The 16,073-nt window shown below is 70.7% G+C and carries 12 protein-coding genes; 9 read left to right on the top strand and 3 right to left on the bottom strand.

Annotated elements, in window-relative coordinates; all coding sequences use genetic code 11:
- Positions 1–183: 183 nt before the first annotated feature.
- Together NLX83_RS29960 and katG are read left to right on the top strand one after the other, a co-directional pair.
- Entirely contained in the window at positions 184–651 is a 468-nt protein-coding gene (locus NLX83_RS29960) for a Fur family transcriptional regulator (protein WP_254238566.1), read from the top strand.
- Positions 644–2,878, top strand: coding sequence for a catalase/peroxidase HPI (gene katG, locus NLX83_RS29955; protein WP_254238565.1), 2,235 nt, complete (start codon positions 644–646; stop codon positions 2,876–2,878). The genes NLX83_RS29960 and katG overlap by 8 nt, the downstream gene beginning before the upstream one ends.
- A gap of 45 nt (positions 2,879–2,923) precedes the next feature.
- Here the strand turns inward: katG and NLX83_RS29950 are convergent, their stop codons facing one another.
- Positions 2,924–5,845 (bottom strand): CHAT domain-containing protein, encoded by a 2,922-nt coding sequence (locus tag NLX83_RS29950; protein WP_254238564.1) that lies wholly within the window; start codon positions 5,843–5,845, stop codon positions 2,924–2,926.
- Between the two features lie 81 nt (positions 5,846–5,926).
- Here NLX83_RS29950 and NLX83_RS29945 point away from each other — a divergent pair, with 81 nt between their 5' ends.
- Positions 5,927–6,310 carry a hypothetical protein gene (locus NLX83_RS29945; protein ID WP_254238563.1) on the top strand — a complete coding sequence of 128 codons (384 nt, stop codon included), beginning with the start codon at positions 5,927–5,929 and terminating at the stop codon, positions 6,308–6,310.
- Positions 6,307–7,209 carry a hypothetical protein gene (locus tag NLX83_RS29940; protein ID WP_254238562.1) on the top strand — a complete coding sequence of 301 codons (903 nt, stop codon included), beginning with the start codon at positions 6,307–6,309 and terminating at the stop codon, positions 7,207–7,209. Before NLX83_RS29945 ends, NLX83_RS29940 begins: the two co-directional genes overlap by 4 nt.
- A gap of 19 nt (positions 7,210–7,228) precedes the next feature.
- Here the strand turns inward: NLX83_RS29940 and NLX83_RS29935 are convergent, their stop codons facing one another.
- Positions 7,229–7,495 (bottom strand): hypothetical protein, encoded by a 267-nt coding sequence (locus NLX83_RS29935; protein ID WP_254238561.1) that lies wholly within the window; start codon positions 7,493–7,495, stop codon positions 7,229–7,231.
- Positions 7,496–7,648: 153 nt separating this feature from the next.
- On the opposite strand from NLX83_RS29935, the gene NLX83_RS29930 reads away from it, so the two are divergent.
- The gene (locus tag NLX83_RS29930) at positions 7,649–11,413 is read left to right on the top strand and encodes an nSTAND1 domain-containing NTPase (protein WP_254238560.1); all 3,765 of its coding nucleotides are present in this window, start codon (positions 7,649–7,651) and stop codon (positions 11,411–11,413) included.
- Between the two features lie 17 nt (positions 11,414–11,430).
- Entirely contained in the window at positions 11,431–11,994 is a 564-nt protein-coding gene (locus NLX83_RS29925) for an SLATT domain-containing protein (RefSeq protein ID WP_254238559.1), read from the top strand.
- Between the two features lies 1 nt (position 11,995).
- On the opposite strand, the gene NLX83_RS29920 is transcribed toward NLX83_RS29925, so the two are convergent.
- A complete protein-coding gene (locus NLX83_RS29920; RefSeq protein ID WP_254238558.1) occupies positions 11,996–12,610 on the bottom strand; it encodes a DUF6226 family protein in 615 nt (204 codons plus the stop codon).
- Between the two features lie 348 nt (positions 12,611–12,958).
- On the opposite strand from NLX83_RS29920, the gene NLX83_RS29915 reads away from it, so the two are divergent.
- The 3 genes from NLX83_RS29915 (at position 12,959) to NLX83_RS29905 (ending at position 16,069) form a co-directional block, all read left to right on the top strand.
- Positions 12,959–14,212: an HNH endonuclease signature motif containing protein gene (locus tag NLX83_RS29915; protein WP_254238557.1), complete on the top strand. Its 1,254-nt coding sequence runs from the start codon at positions 12,959–12,961 to the stop codon at positions 14,210–14,212.
- A gap of 161 nt (positions 14,213–14,373) precedes the next feature.
- The gene (locus tag NLX83_RS29910) at positions 14,374–15,243 is read left to right on the top strand and encodes an RNA polymerase sigma-70 factor (RefSeq protein WP_254238556.1); all 870 of its coding nucleotides are present in this window, start codon (positions 14,374–14,376) and stop codon (positions 15,241–15,243) included.
- Positions 15,244–15,328: 85 nt separating this feature from the next.
- Positions 15,329–16,069, top strand: coding sequence for an SDR family oxidoreductase (locus NLX83_RS29905; protein ID WP_254238555.1), 741 nt, complete (start codon positions 15,329–15,331; stop codon positions 16,067–16,069).
- Positions 16,070–16,073: the final 4 nt, after the last annotated feature.

The following is a 16,073-nucleotide window of genomic DNA, read 5'->3' as shown; positions in this document are numbered from 1 at the left end:
GACGGCGCCCGCGGGGGTTGGGGTGTGCGGGCGGGTGGAGTGCATGGGCTGAGTTTACTTGGTGGGCGGAGTGCGGGCGGGGCTTGCGGGACCGGGCGGGGGCTTGCAAGGCACGGTGTGGGTCACTCGAACGTTTGACTGGCTGAACTTGACTCATTCAAGAAAACGGGCGAGACTGCGGCCGTGCCCACCACCGCCGAGTTCGAGCGCCTGCTGCGCGGGGCCGACCTGCGCGTGACGCGCCCCCGGCTGGCGGTCCTGGACGCGGTGCACGCGCATCCGCACGCCGATACCGACACGATCATTGGCGTCGTCCGCGAGGACCTCGGCGCGGTGTCCCACCAGGCCGTCTACGACGTCCTGCGCGCGTTGACCACGGCCGGTCTGCTGCGGCGCATCGAGCCGCCGGGCTCCGTGGCCCGCTACGAGGCGCGGGTCGGCGACAACCACCACCACGTCGTCTGCCGCTCGTGCGGGGTCATCGCCGACGTGGACTGCGCGGTCGGCGCGGCGCCCTGCCTGAGCGCATCCGACCACCACGGCTTCGTCATCGACGAGGCCGAGGTCCTCTACTGGGGCCTGTGCCCCGACTGCTCCTCCACCACCACGACAAGCACCACGACAAGTTCCCGGAAGGATTCGCGTGGCTGACAGCCCCAACGCCGTTGTTGGCGAGATGAACGAGGAAGCCGCGGGCGGGTGCCCGGTCTCGGCAGGCCGCTTCAACCACCCGACCGAGGGCGGCGGCAACCGTGACTGGTGGCCGAACCAGCTCAACCTGAAGATCCTCCGGAAGCACCCCGCCGTGGCCAACCCCATGGGCGAGGACTTCGACTACGCGGAGGCGTTCCTCGGCGTCGACCTGGACGCGCTGGCCAGGGACGTCGACGAGGTGCTCACCACCTCCAAGGAGTGGTGGCCCGCGGACTTCGGCCACTACGGGCCGTTCATGATCCGCATGGCCTGGCACAGCGCGGGCACCTACCGCATCCAGGACGGCCGCGGCGGCGCTGGCGCGGGCATGCAGCGCTTCGCCCCGCTCAACAGCTGGCCGGACAACGGGAACCTGGACAAGGCCCGCCGCCTGCTGTGGCCGGTGAAGAAGAAGTACGGCCGCACCGTCTCCTGGGCCGACCTGATGATCTTCGCGGGCAACCGCGCGCTGGAGACCATGGGGCTCAAGACCTTCGGCTTCGCCGGTGGCCGCGCCGACGTGTGGGAGCCGGACGAGGACGTCTTCTGGGGCCCGGAGCGCACCTGGCTCGGCGATGAGCGCTACACCGGCCAGCGCGACCTGGAGAACCCGCTCGCCGCGGTGCAGATGGGCCTCATCTACGTCAACCCCGAGGGCCCCAACGGCAACCCGGACCCGCTGGCCGCGGCGCGCGACATCCGCGACACCTTCGGCCGGATGGCGATGAACGACGAGGAGACCGTCGCGCTGATCGCGGGCGGCCACACCTTCGGCAAGGCGCACGGCGCGGCCGACGCCGACAAGTTCGTCGGCGCCGAGCCCGAGGGCGCCCCGCTGGAGGAGCAGGGCTTCGGCTGGCGCAACTCCTTCGGCTCCGGCAAGGGCCGCGACGCCATCACCAGCGGCCTGGAGGTCACCTGGACCTCCACGCCGACCAGGTGGGGCAACGGGTTCTTCGACAACCTCTTCGGCTACGAGTGGGAGCTGACCAAGAGCCCCGCCGGTGCCAACCAGTGGCAGCCGAAGGACGGCGGGGGCGCGAACACCGTGCCGGACCCGGAGAGCGGTGAGCTGAACCGGCCGCCGACCATGCTCACCACCGACCTGGCGCTGCGCTTCGACCCGATCTACGAGCCGATCTCGCGGCGCTTCCACCAGAACCCGGAGGAGTTCGCCGACGCGTTCGCCCGCGCGTGGTTCAAGCTGACCCACCGCGACATGGGCCCGCTGCAGCGCTACCTCGGCCCGCTGGTGCCGCAGGAGAAGCTGCTCTGGCAGGACGTCATCCCCGAGGTGACCCACGAGCTGGTCGACGACGCGGACGTGACCGCGCTCAAGGCCAAGGTCCTCGACTCCGGCCTGTCGGTCTCCGAGCTGGTCTCGGTGGCGTGGGCCTCGGCCTCGACCTTCCGCGGCAGCGACAAGCGCGGCGGTGCCAACGGCGCCCGCATCCGCCTGGAGCCGCAGCGCTCCTGGGAGGTCAACGAGCCCGACACGCTGGCCCGCGTGCTGGGTGTCCTCGAAGGCATCCAGGCGGAGTTCTCCGCCTCCGGCAAGCAGATCTCGCTCGCCGACCTGATCGTGCTCGCCGGTTCCGCGGCCGTCGAGCAGGCCGCCCGCCGCGGCGGCGTCGACGTCCAGGTCCCGTTCACCCCGGGCCGCGCGGACGCCTCCCAGGAGCAGACGGACGTGGAGTCCTTCGCCGCCCTGGAACCGACCGCGGACGGGTTCCGCAACTTCCGCGGCAAGGGACACCGGCTGCCCGCCGAGTTCCTGCTCGTCGACCGCGCGAACCTGCTGACCCTCAGCGCGCCGGAGCTGACCGTGCTCGTGGGCGGTCTGCGCGTGCTCGGCGCGAACTTCCAGCAGTCCGAGCTGGGTGTGTTCACCGCGGAGAAGGGGTCGCTGACCAACGACTTCTTCGTGAACCTGCTCGACATGGAGATCGAGTGGAAGCCGACCTCCGGCTCCGGCTCGGAGGCCGAGACCTTCGAGGGCCGCGACCGCGCCACCGGCGAGGTCAAGTGGACCGGCAGCCGCGTGGACCTGGTGTTCGGCTCCAACTCCGAGCTGCGCGCCGTCGCCGAGGTCTACGCCAGCGATGACGCGCGGGAGAAGTTCGTCCGCGACTTCGTCGCCGCGTGGGCGAAGGTCATGGATCTGGACCGCTACGACGTTTCCTGATCCCAGCACCGAAAGCGGCCCCCGGGTTCTTGCCCGGGGGCCGTTTCACGTGCCGGTGTGCAGGTAGGCGGCCCACTGGGTGGGCAGCCTCGGGTAACGGTCGCGGTGGCGCCGGATCGTGTGATGCAGGGCCGTGGCCGCAACGTCGGTGTCGCCAGCCAGGCGCGTGTAGAAGTCCGCGGCCACCACTGTGGCGGCGTGATCGTTGATTGGCCACAGCGTCCCGATCACACTGCGGTACCCGGCCAGCTGGAACGCGGTGGTGATGTGCGTGGCCTCGTCGGCGTGCCAGCGCGTGGTGTCGGTGGTGCTGCACGCGGAGAGGTACGCCAGCTCGCAGTGTTCGAGGCGCAGCCTGGCGATGGTGGCGACGCTGAGCGGCCGGTCGAGGTGGTCGTGCAGCAGCAGCCTGCTCTCGGCGGGCGCGGACAGGTCGGCGACGCCGTGGCACGCGAGGTGCGCGATCCTGTGGCGCCCCAACGCTTCCGCGACGTCGTCGTGGGTCGGGTGAGGCAGTCGCACCGCGTTGGGGAACAGCTCCTGGAGGAGTTCGGCTTCGCGGGTCACGCCCACCAGCGGGGGACTGTCGGGCGCGTCGGGCACGGCCACGATCAGCATCGACGGCGACCGGCTCGCCCGGCCGGAGGCGCGCGCGTGACCGAGCGCGCGAATCGTTGGTGTGTAAGAGGAAACTACTCGATCCAGCACTGTGTCGCCGGACCGCCGCGTGTGCTGTCCGGCGGCGTGCAGCGGCAGGGAGGCGGTGATCCCGACGGGGCACCACCAGACCCTCGGCCAGGGCTCTCCGGCGGGTGGGGTGGCGTCGTGGCCGAGCTCCGCCAGGATCGGTTCGGTGACCGCGTCCCACAGCCACCCGAGCACTCGAAGCATTTTCTCTTGCGCCGCAACGCGTTCGGCGGCCGTTCGGTTCGAGGCGGAGGCGGTTCGCCGGGCGTCGCGGAGGAGATCTGCTTGCTCCGCGGCCGTTTCGTGGGTGAACTCCGGGAGCTTGACGACGCGGACCGGCTGATCAGGGTCGTCGACGAGGATGAGCCCGTGCCCGCTCTCCCGGTGCGCGGTGACGTAGACGATCGGCCCTTCCCTTGCCTCACCGCGGAGTTGCGCGATCAAGGGCGTCAGCAGGAAGTCGGCGTGCCCGGGGAGTTCGCGGATGCGGGCGAGGAGTTCCGTCCAGCGCCGGTTCAGCTCGGCGCGCTCGTCGGGATCTTCGGCTCGCTCGATCGCTTTGCCAACGGCGGCGAACTTGCGGGCGAGCTTCGCATCGGTCGCTCGGACCGCGGTGAGACTGCCGCGGGTGTCGAGGAGGTCGGCCAGCACGATCCCCCGGGTCTGTTCGAGCAGTTCCACCGCGCGGTTCGGCTCGCCCGCCGCCACGAACACCGCCGCCGCGGTGGTGGCCAACCCGGTGAGGGCGCTGGCCTGGTCGCCGCGGTTGGCCCAGTCGAGTCGGGGCGAGGCCACGCGCGGGATCAGCGTGACGGCCAGTTCCACCTTCGCCTTCGCCTGGCGGAGATCACCGGCGCGCAGCTCCAGGTCGGCCGCCATCCGCAGCGCGGCGATGCGGCGCGCCGCCGGTTGCCCCACGATCGCCACGCTGCGGCCGAGCACTTCGTGCGCCTCCTCCGCCAACCCCAAGTGCAGCAACGCATTGACGAGGGGAACTGACACCAGGCTCCGTTCGGTGCTGTTCCCGGGCAGGATGGCGAGAGCGCGCCTGCCGACTCGCGCGGCTTCCTCCCACACCTGTTCGTCGTCGTCGCGTTCGCCGAGGCGTTGCAGCGCGGCGCTGAGCGCGGCGAGTCGTCTGCCCAGCCCGGGATCGTCGTCGAGGGTGGCGTCGACCGCCCGCCGGGAGAACTCGACGGCCTCGCGGAGCACGGCCACGTCACCGGTTCGCCTGCCCAGCATCTGGAGCGCGGTGCTGAGGTTGGCGAAGCACATGGCTCGAAGTGGGCGATCGGCCCGCACGTCCGCGCTGGCGACGGCTTCCCGGCCCACCGCGATGGCCTCCTCCAACGCGGCCGTGTTCGCGGAGCGCGAATCCTCCGTCGCGAGGGCCGCAACGAGGTTGGCCATGCGCTCGATCCGCATCGGGTCCTCGCGGTCGGTCGCGGCTAGGACGGCGCGGGTGATCCGCACCAGCTCTTTCTGGATGGTCCAGTCCCCGGTGAGCTCGAACCAGAGGTAGAGCGGGAACGCCAGATCCGGCAGCTCGCCGACCTTGGAACCGTCGTCACCGGGAGCGGAGGAGAGCACTTCCCTGACCCATCGCACCGCCTCTTCCAGCACTTCCTCGTCCCTGTTCCGGGTGTACAGGATCGTCAGGGCGCGGGCGAGGACGGCCAGGTACGTGGTCCGCGACGGATCATCGGGCGCCGTGAGGCGGATCGCGTCGCGGCCGACCCGCACGGCTTCTTCGACGAGCTCCACGTCGTCGACGCTGTTGGCCAGGAGTATCAGTGCGTCGCACAGGGTTATCAGGTACTTCGGCCGATCCGGGTGCGTCAGCGGGGTAACCGCGACTACCTGCCTGAACACCGAGACGCTGGCCTTGACCTTGTCCAGGCGCTTGGAACGGATGGCTTGGGTGTGCAGTTTGCGAGCGTGCCGCCAGAGCCTGGCGTGGTCGAAAGGCGCTGCTGCCCTGGTCGTGATCACCCTGTGCGGCCTGATGATCAGCAACGCCACCGGGAGCAGGAGCCACCACGTCCCCCACGTCGCGTGGACGAGCATGCCGATCGCGTAGAGGGACACCAGGAACCCGAGTCCGCCGCCGATGCTCATGCTGGTCAGCACCACCAGCGTGATCGCCAGCCACTGCGGGCCGCCCACGACCCGGGTGACGATGAAGGCGATGATCAACACCGCGCTGAAGCCCGGACCACAGCCCGGTCTCAGCAGTGCCCAATCGGCCTCCGCGGGTATTCGGTCGGCCTCGTTCGTCACACGTGCCCCCCAAAGCCCGAACGCGGACGGTAGTCGTCTGAGTACGGTACTCGTGTGGGTGAGGCGGGGGAGGGAGTTCTGATGGTGAAGGAACGCCTCGGGCGGCTGTGCCTGAACCTGGCGCGAGATCCCGGGTTGTCGGCGGTGCTCGACGATGCCGGGCTGCCCGCCGAGCACTGGGACGCCCTGGCCGACGCGGTCCGCGCGGGCGCCGATCCGGACGCGCTGACGCGGGTGCTCGACGCGGTGGAGGAGGCGGCGGCTGCCGCGGGCATCGACGGGCTCACCAGTACTGATCGGCGTTTCCAACCGTTGCCCGGCGCCGCGTCCGGGGTTCGGGTCGCCCACGGCTGGCGCTGTCCGCACGCGCATCCGTGCGGCCGGGTCGAGGTGCGTGCTGACGGCGCGCCCGAGTGCTCGCTCACGGCTGACCCGCTGACGCCGGTGAAGGTGGTCAGCGGGTGACCGCGTTCCTGGAGTCGCTGAGCAAGAAGCTCGCCGAACGTTGGCTCACCCTGCTGGTCCTGCCCGGCGCGCTGTGGGTGGCGACCGCCGTTGTGGCGGCGCGGCTGCACAACCACGGCGCGCTGAATTTCCGTGCGCTGATTGAGGAAATCAACCGTTGGGCAACGCGTCCGCACGGCACGGGAGCGGTCGTGCTCGTGATCGTCGGGCTCCTCCTGGCCAGCGCGGTGGCGGGGTTGGCGGCCACCGGGCTGGGCGCCGTGGTCCGCCGACTGTGGATGACGCGCGGTCGCCGCCGACCAGCTCGATGGCTCGTCGGCTGGCGGCAACGGCGATGGCGGACGGCGTCGAAGGAGGCCGATTCCCTGGTGGCGGAAGCGATCCGCGCCGAGACGCGCGAGGACGTCGTGGTCAGCGGCCCGGAGATCGCGGACGCGCTCGCCCGCCGTGACGCCATCGCACTGGAGTTCCCGCAGCGACCCACCTGGATCGGGGATCGCTGGCTCGCGGGCACCGTGCGCGTCCGGCGGGCCTACGGGCTGGACCTGACCGTGGCCTGGCCGCGCCTCTGGACGGTGCTTCCGGAGCCGCTCCGCGTGGACATCGCCACGGCCCAGGCGTCCTACGTCGCCGCGAGCACGCTCAACGGCTGGGCCGTGCTGTACGGAGTGCTCGGTGTCTGGTGGTGGCCCGCTCTGCTCTGCGGTGCGGCGACCGTGATCGCGGGCGCCATCCGGTCCCGCGCGGCCACGGCGACCCTGTGCGTTCTCGTCGAGACCGCCGCGGACCTCCACGGCGTCACGCTCGCCGAACACCTGCGGCACCCGCTGAGCGCGAGCGAGGGCGACGAACTCACCAGCCTGCTCCGCAAGGACGACCACCCGCCCCCGGGCTCGTGAACCCGGGGGCGGGTGCGGTCTAGCGGTACCAGAGGCGCCAGCCCAACGAGAACGCCTCGCAGTAGAACTCCGACCACCGGCCGGCGGCGATGCCGTTGTTGCCCGCGAGGGCGCACCCCTCGTAGCTCGGCCACGCGCCGTGCGGATAAAGCGTCCACTGAGCGACCTCGGCGGTCACCGCGGGCCGCGGACCGGGTTCCACCGGCGCGGCCGAGGCCATTCCCGCCGCCGCGACCAGCGCGGGCAGCATCAGCGCGGGCAGGAACAGAACGACACTGCGTTTCATTTCTTTCTCCCCTTGCCTGAATTCCCCTGTCGGAAATCCGTTGTGCGACACGGGAATCGGTTTACCGCAATCAGGTTGTCCGGTATCGACGTCGTGGACGCCGGACAACAACGGCTGGACAATGGGCCGCCGACACACAGGGGGCGACACGCGATGCCACGGTCCGAGCGACCACTCGACACGGACGGCTCCACGCTCACGGAGTTCGCCGTCGACCTGCGGAAACTGCGGGTCCGCGCCGGGAGCCCGCCCTACCGGGAGCTGGCGCGGCTGGCCCACTACTCCGCCACGACGCTGTCGGACGCGGCGTCCGGGCGGAAGCTGCCGAGCCTCGACGTGACCGTGGCCTACGCGCGGGCCTGCGGCGGTGACCCCGAGGAATGGGACCGGCGCTGGCACGAGGTCGCGGCCGCGGTGCGCGCGGCCGAGGAGACGGTGGAGGACGCGGATACCGAAGAATGGGACGACGTCGTCTCGCCCTATGTGGGACTGACGGCGTTCGGACCCGAGGACGCCGAATGGTTCTTCGGCCGGGAAAAGCTCACCGGCGAGTTGCTCGACCGGCTCGGGGAACGGCGGTTCCTCGCGGTTTTCGGCGCGTCCGGGGTGGGGAAGTCCTCGCTGTTGCGGGCCGGGCTCGTACCGGCGACCCGCGGTCCGGTCGCGATTTTCGTGCCCGGAGCGCGGCCACTGGAGGAATGCGCGATCCAGCTCGCCGGATTCGCCGGTGTGTCCTCCGGGCGATTACGCCAGGAGCTGGCCGACGATCCACGCGCACTGCACCGGGTGGTGCGCGAGGCGCTCACCGGGCGGCCCGACCTCGCGGACCTGACCCTCGTCGTCGACCAGTTCGAGGAGGTGTTCACCCTCTGCGACAGCGCGGAGGAGCGGGCGCGCTTCATCACCGCGCTGATCACCGCGACGACGGAGGAGAACAGCCGGTGCCGAGTGGTGCTCGGGGTCCGCGCCGACTTCTACGCGCACTGCACGGGCCAGCCCGGCCTGGCCGAAGCGCTCCGCGACGCGCAGTTCCCGGTGGGGCCGATGACCACCGACGAGCTGCGCAGCGCGATCGTCCAGCCCGCGCGGCGCGCGGACTGCGCAGTCGAGGGCGCGCTGCTGGCCACCCTCATCGCGGAGACCAACGGCCAGGCCGGAGTGCTGCCGCTGCTGTCCCACGCGCTGTTGGAGACCTGGCGGCGTCGGCGCGGCCACACGCTCACCCTCGCCGGGTTCCACGCCGCGGGCGGGATCGACCACGCGCTCGCGCAGACCGCGGAATCCCTTTACGCGGCAATGGATTCCGGGCAGCAGCGGCGTACGAGGAGCCTGTTCCTGCGACTGGTCGCGCCCGGTGACGGCACGGAGGACACCAAGCGCCGCGTCCGCTTCGACGAGCTGGACCCGGCCGAGCCGGACACCGCGGCCGTGCTCGACCGGCTGGCGCGGGCGCGGCTGCTCACCCTGCACGAGGACAGCGTGGAGATCACGCACGAGGCGCTGATCCGCTGCTGGCCCCGGTTGCGCGAGTGGCTCGCCGACGACCGCGCGGGCCTGCGTGTGCACCGCCAGCTCACCGAGGCCGCCGACGCGTGGGAGGCGCTGGGCCGCGATCCCGGCAGCCTCTACCGGGGTGCCCGCCTCGCGATCGCGCGGGACTGCCCGCACGAACTGTCCACAAAGGAGCGTCAGTTCCTCGGCGCGAGCTCGGCCGCCGAGGCCGCCGAGCTGTCCTCGGTCCGCCGGAGGACCCGCAGGCTGCGGCAGCTCGTCGCGCTGCTCACGGTGCTGCTCGTGGTGGCCGGGTCGTCCACGATCTACGCGATCAACGCCGGGCGGGACGTGGCCGAGCAGCGCAACACCGCCGTCGCGCGGAAAGCCGCCGGGGACGCCGAGGCGCTGCGTCGGAACAACCCCGCGCTCGCGCGGCAGCTGAGCCTGGCGGCGCACCGCCTCGCGCCCGGCCCGGAGACCCGCGACACGCTGCTCGGCGTCGCCGCCGACCCGTACTCCAGCAGGCTGATCGGGCACACCGGCGACCTCTCCGGGAACGCGCTCACCCCGGACGGCCGGACGCTGGTGACCGGCAGCGGCGACCGCACCGCGCGGGTGTGGGACGTCAGCGACATCCTGCGTCCGCGCGAGCTCGCCGCGCTGCGGCACGCGGAGGGCCTGCGCTCGGTCGCGCTCGGCGCGGGCGGGCGGCTGCTGGCCACCACGGAAAGCCGCTCGGTTGTGTTGTGGGACATGGGAAATCCGGCGAGCCCGAGCCGCGTCGCCACCCTCGGCGAACCGGCTCGGATCCGCTCGGCGGTGCTCGACCCGGCCGGTGGGACCGTCGTCACTGCGGGCGAGGACGGCATGATGCGGCTGTGGGACGTGGCCGATCCGCGGTCACCGACCCGGCTCGCGACGGTGCGCGGAGAAGTCGGCTGGCTCTCGTCCCTTGCCTTCAGCCACGACGGGAAGTGGCTCGCCGCGGGCGGTCGCCAGGTGCGGCTGTGGGACGTCGGTGATCCCCGCGCACCGCGACCGGCGGGTGTGCTCGGCGAGCACGGTGACGCCGTCGCGGCGATCGCGTTCAGCCCCGACCGGCGCACCGCGGCCACCGCCAACTTCGACCACAAGGTGCGCCTGTGGGACATCGCCGATCCCGAACGGCCGCGCAACCTGGCCACGCTCACCGACCACAGCGGGATCGTCTGGTCCGTGGCGTTCAGCCCGGACGGCCGCACGATGGCCTCGACCGGGGACGGCACCAGGCTGTGGGACGTCACCGACCCGAGCAGGGTGAGGAGCCTGATCACCGTCCCCGGCGGCATCTGGGGCGCGGTGTTCGGGCAGGACGGCGCGCTGCTGGTGACCGGGGAGGACGACCGGTCGGTGCGGCTGCACGACCTGCGCCAGTTCCCGTTCATGGGGCACACCAACGTCATTTCCTCGCTGTCGCTGCGCGGGGACGGCCAGGTGCTGGCGACCGGGAGCTGGGACGGCACGGCGAAGCTGTGGCACGTCGGTGATCGACGGCTGATCGCCACCATCCCCGGTACCGGCGGCTTCATCAGAAGGGTCGCGTTCAGCCCGGACGGCGCGACCCTGGCCACCGCGAGCGACGACGGCATGGTCGGCCTGTGGGACGTCGCCACCCCGGCCGCGCCCCGGCGCGCGGCGGCTTTCACGGCGCACCGGGACGAGGTCACCTCCCTGGCGTTCCGCCCGGACGGCGGGGTGCTGGCCACCGGAAGCGATCGGAGCGTCAAGGCGTGGGACGTCACCGACCGGGCGAATCCGCGCGCGCTGGCCGACCTCGACGGGCACCAGGGAGTTGTCTGGTCGCTGGAGTTCAGCTCCGACGGTCGCGTCCTCGCGGCGGGCAACGACGACAGCGGCACCAAGCTGTGGGACGTCGCGGATCTCCTGAGCGCCCGGGAGCTGCCGTTCCCCTTCGGGGCCGATCACACCGTGCCGAACGGCGGCTTCAGTGCGACCGGCCGGACGATGGCGGCTGTCGACGCGAACACGGTGCGCCTGCTCGACCTGACCGAACCGGGCCGCGCCACCGCCCTCTCCGTCCTCAACGGCCACACCGACATCGTGTACGCGGTCGCGTTCAGCCGGGACGGCCGTTCCCTCGCGACCTCCAGCGCCGACAAGACCGTGCGGCTGTGGGACATCAGCGATCCTCGCGCGCCGCGGGCGCTGGCCGTTCTCACCGGCCACACCTCGCACGTGGGGACGGTGGTGTTCCACCCCGATGGGCATAGGGTGATCTCCGGCAGCAACGATCGGACCGTTCGGGTGTGGGACATCAGGATCGAGCGTGCGGTCGAGCACGTGTGCGCGGTGGCGCGTCCGGGGATCACACAACGGGAGTGGGAACGGCACTTCCCCGGAATGTCGGAGTTTTCCCTTTGCTGACAGGAGATCCTTCTTTGGTGCTGGAAGACGTCAAGCGGCTCGAAGACCGGTCGTACAAGACGTACCTGGCCCGGGTGCAGGCCCACCGGCGGCTGACCCGGATGCACGTCTCGTGGAACACCTCGCTCATCTCGTTGTCCACCTCGACGACCATCGCCTCGACCGGGCAGCTGGTCGAACCCAAGATGTACGGTGCGGGCGGGAACGCGTTGATGGTGGTGCTCGCCGTGCTGTCCCTCGTCGTCTCCCTCGTCGTGTCCAGCGTCAACTACGGTGCGCGGGCGCGGGCGATGGAGGCCAGCTACAAGCGGATCCAGCAGATCTCCCTGATGGCGGAACGGCTTCCCCGGGTCGTCGGGGCGGACGAGCTGACGCAGCGCTACGTCGAACTCCAGAAGGAGTACGAGATCGCCGTCGAGGCGTCGGAGAACCACGTGAGCGCCGACCACGACCGAGCGCGCGGGGTGCTGTCGATGGCCACCGCGAAGCACTTCACGCTGGACGTGCTGCCATACCTCACACTCCTCATCCCGGTGCTGTTGATGGTCCCGTTCGTCAACTGGTTCTTCCGCGTGTTCTAGCTCAGCCGAACCAGGGGCGGCCGACGAACGCCTCGGCACCGTCCGGCAACCGGACGTCTTCGCCCGCTGCGAGGCGACGGCACAGGTCGATCGCCACGGCGTGGTCCGTGCCGCCACCGGAAACCCCGCCGCCCGGGTACCACTGCGCCTGCCAGCCCGGGCCGCGCACCACGACGAACGGCCCGCCGATGACGCTGACGATCGCTTCGTCGATCGCGTCGAGCAGATCGGCCGAGCCCCAGTCGCACGCGTCGCACCCGCAGTCGGGCAACGTCGTGATCACCAGGTCCGGGCGGGCCACGGCGACGCGCAGCACGGCCAGCGTGGCATCCTCGGCATCGGTCACGGGAACGTTGTCGGTCAACAGAAACAGGGACAGCGCGCCCGGCCGCGACGAGGTGATCCGGACCCCGTCCTCGACCGAGACCCCGGGGAGCTCGCCCAGGTGCTCGGCCCAGAGCCGGGCGCGGGCGTGGACGATCTCGTACCGCTCCGGGTTGGTGACTCGTGTGTACTCCTCGTCGCGTGCGGGTGCTCCGTCGGCGTGCGGGTTGGGCCAGGAGGGCAGGTCGAAGCTCGCCGTCACCCGCGCACGCACCTCGGTTGAAGTCACCATGGGTCCACGATAGGGGCACGGTGTTGGTTCGCCGCGTGATTGCAGCGTTCGTGGGCTGGGTTTCCGGCTGGGGGCTGGGTTTCCTGCTTATGTGGCTGGGCTTCCAGCGTGGTCGGCTGGGCTTCCAGCTCGCGTCGGTACCAGCGTGGGGTCGGCTTGACCTGGGGCCCCTTGCGCGTGCCCTTGGGCCTTTCAGGGGCACGGGGATGGAACCCCGGCCCTCGCGGGAAGCGTATGGCACGCGCTCCCCAGGTAAAGCCGACCGTTTCGTGGGCGGCCTGCGGTGGGGCGGCGCCTGGGTTTTTCCTTGTGTGGCACCGATTTGACATCCTGAGAAGTTGTGATTGAGTGGAGGTATCCGCACTGGAGGGAGGTGTGATCATGTTGGATACCAAGGCAATCAAGGATCTACTCGCCGCGCAGCTGGCGGCCAACGACTCCTACCAGTTGCCCGAGAACGAGCACCTGGAGTTCCTGCTGGAGTTGGAGACGATCGGCAGGCTCCTGACCGCGGTGAAAACCGACGCCAACACTCAGGCTGATGACCGTGTCCTGCACGCCACCTACGGGTGTAAAGACCTGGCGATGCTGTTGTGCGGCAAGCTGAAGATCCACCCGAGTGAGGCGAAGCGGCGCACGAGGTTGGTGCGGGAGTTGCCGAATCTCCCCCACACCCGCGACGCGATGTATGCCGGGGAGATCAGTGGCGAGCATGCGTTGGTGATCTCGGATGCGATCAAGCGTCTCCCGTCGGAGTATGTGGCGGATGCGGATCGGGTGTTGGCTGATGTGGCGTCGACGTTGGACCCGCAGTTCCTCATGCGCGCCGGAAAATACGTGCGGACCGTGGTCGACCCCGATGGTGTCTACCGCGATGAGAAGGACGCGATTGCGCGGCGTGCGGCGCGGATGTTCCGGGACAAGGACGGGAGCCTGTCTTTCAGTGCCATGGTGGGTCCGCTCGATGGTGAGAAGATTTTCAACTTCTTGTTGGCGTTGTCCAAGCCCAGGTCGGTGGATGGGGAGAAGGACCCGCGTACGTTCGAGCAGCGGTTGGCTGATGCGTTCGTTGAGGCGATGACGATCGCGATGACCGCCCGCGACATCCCGGGTCTGCCGCGTTCCCTGCTGGTGGTGACGATGGACGCGGACAACCTGGCGGACAAGACCGGGTGCGCTCGGACCGACACTGGGCAGCCGGTGTCCCCGGGACTGGCCCAGCACACCGCCTGCGACGCCGACCTCGCCCACATCGTCCTCGGCGGAGAGGGCGAACCCCTCGCCTACGGACGCACACGACGACTCGCCTCACCCGCCCAACGCAGAGCCCTTGCCGTGCGGGACAAGGGATGCGCCTTCCCGGGTTGTGATCGGCCTCCGGCATGGACGGAAGCTCATCATGTGGTGCATTGGATCGACGGCGGGCCGACCGACCTGAACAACCTTGTTCTCCTGTGCGTGTATCACCATCATGTGATGCACGAACAGGATTGGGTGATCGTTTTCGAGCAGGGGATACCGAGCTTCATCCCGCCGAAATGGATCGACCCTGATCAGGCACCGTTACGGAACATCAGGGTGAATTGCCCATTGAAGCTGTGACGCTGGAAGTCAAGGGGCGTAAGGGAACGGAGGTGTGCGAGGATCGGTGGATGGCCGTGCCCGCGTAAGGCACTGGAGCACGCGCGAGGGACCCGGGTCATGCTGACCCGCGCCGGGAACCCCGGCTCGCTACGGTGATCGGCGAGAGAACGGAGAGCCCGATGACGCAGCTCGACCAGGCCGAGTCGGTGTTCGCGGAGGTGCGGCCGAGGCTGTTCGGCATCGCGTACCGGATGTCGGGCAGCGTCGCCGACGCCGAGGACCTGGTGCAGGAGGTCTGGCTGCGCTGGCAGGCCGCCGACCGCGCGGCCGTGGTGAACCCGGCGGCGTACCTGGCGACGGCGGTCACCCGGCTGGCGATCAACGAGAGCCAGAGCGCGCGGGCCCGCCGGGAGACCTACGTGGGGCCCTGGCTCCCGGAGCCCGTCGACACCTCCGCCGACCCGCAGCTCGGGGCCGAGCGGGGTGCGGTGCTGGAGCTGGCGGTGTTGGCGCTGCTGGAAAAGCTCACTCCGACCGAACGCGCGGCGTACGTGCTGCGCGAGGCGTTCGACTACCCGTACCCGCAGATCGCCGAGATCGTGCGGACCACCGAGGTCGCGGCGCGGCAGCTGGTCAGCCGCGCGCGCAAGAGGCTGGCGGGCGAGCGGCGGGCGCGGGTGGGGGCGGCCGAGCAGCGGCGGTTGCTGGCCGCGTTCGTGGCCGCCGCGGAGGCCGGTGACCTGGCCGGTCTGGAGCGGTTGTTCAGCGAGGACGTGGTGAGTTACTCCGACAGCAACGGCAAGGCGCGCGCCGCGCGGGTCCCGCTGATCGGCGCGGCCACCCTGTCGAAGGTCGTCGCCGGATGGGGCCCGGAGTTCTGGCGCGGCGCGGAAACCGAGTTCGTCGAGGCGAACGGGCAGGCGGCGGTCGCGCTGCGCCGGGAAGGCAAGACCTACGCGGTGGTGACCGTGACGGCCTCGGAGGCGGGGATCGACCAGGTGCTGTGGCTGGTCAACCCTGACAAGATCACCGCGTTCGGCGCGGTGTGACCGGGTCCCGTCACAACCGCGACCGCTGCCTTGTCCTAGCTCGTGAACGCCCGCGCGTCAGCGGGCTCACGAAGGGACGAAGGCCATGAGGATCGTTGTCATCGGCGGAACCGGGCTCATCGGCTCCAAGGTGGTTACCCGACTCGACGAGCACGGCCACGACGCCGTGCCCGCCTCCCCGACGAGCGGGGTCGACACGCTCACCGGGGAGGGTGTGAAGGAGGTGCTGCGGGGCGCCGACGTGCTGGTCGACGTGTCGAACTCGCCCTCGTTCGCCGACGACGACGTGATGCGCTTCTTCCGCACCGCCACCACCAACCTGGTCGAGGCCGCCAGGAGCGCCGGGGTCGGCCACTACGTGGCGCTGTCAGTGGTCGGTGCCGACCGCCTGCCGGAGTCCGGGTACCTCCGCGCGAAGGTGGCCCAGGAGCGGCTGATCACCGAGTCCGGGCTGCGCCACTCGCTCGTCCGGGCCACCCAGTTCTTCGAGTTCGCGGGCAGCATCGCCGACGCCGCCACGGAGAACGGCACGGTGCGGCTGTCCGGCGGGGGCGTGCAGCCGATCGCGGCCGAGGACGTCGCCCACGTCGTGGGCCGGACCGCGGCGGGTGATCCCCTGGACGGGGTGCTGGAGATCGCCGGGCCGGACGCGTTCGGGCTCGACGAGTGGGTCCGCGCCGTGCTCACCGCCCGAGCCGATGCGCGCCAGGTCGTCACGGACCCGGGTGCGCGGTACTTCGGCGCGCTCCTCGGGCCGAACTCGCTGCGGCCCGGCCCCGGTGGCGAGGTGGCGCCGACGAGCCTCGCGGAGTGGCTCGCCCGCTGAGCGC

It is taken from the genome of Allokutzneria sp. A3M-2-11 16 (assembly GCF_024213555.1).
Taxonomy (GTDB): domain Bacteria; phylum Actinomycetota; class Actinomycetes; order Mycobacteriales; family Pseudonocardiaceae; genus Allokutzneria.
Note: the sequence above shows the minus strand (reverse complement) of the source record. Positions and strands in the feature narration are given on the sequence as shown.

Excerpts from the sequence above, each read along its gene's own strand:
- NLX83_RS29945 (WP_254238563.1), top strand. The coding sequence starts at position 5,927 with ATGGTGAAGGAACGCCTCGGGCGGCTGTGCCTGAACCTGGCGCGAGAT.
- NLX83_RS29935 (WP_254238561.1), bottom strand. The coding sequence starts at position 7,495 with ATGAAACGCAGTGTCGTTCTGTTCCTGCCCGCGCTGATGCTGCCCGCG.
- NLX83_RS29930 (WP_254238560.1), top strand. The coding sequence starts at position 7,649 with ATGCCACGGTCCGAGCGACCACTCGACACGGACGGCTCCACGCTCACG.
- NLX83_RS29920 (WP_254238558.1), bottom strand. The coding sequence starts at position 12,610 with ATGGTGACTTCAACCGAGGTGCGTGCGCGGGTGACGGCGAGCTTCGAC.
- NLX83_RS29910 (WP_254238556.1), top strand. The coding sequence starts at position 14,374 with ATGACGCAGCTCGACCAGGCCGAGTCGGTGTTCGCGGAGGTGCGGCCG.
- NLX83_RS29905 (WP_254238555.1), top strand. The coding sequence starts at position 15,329 with ATGAGGATCGTTGTCATCGGCGGAACCGGGCTCATCGGCTCCAAGGTG.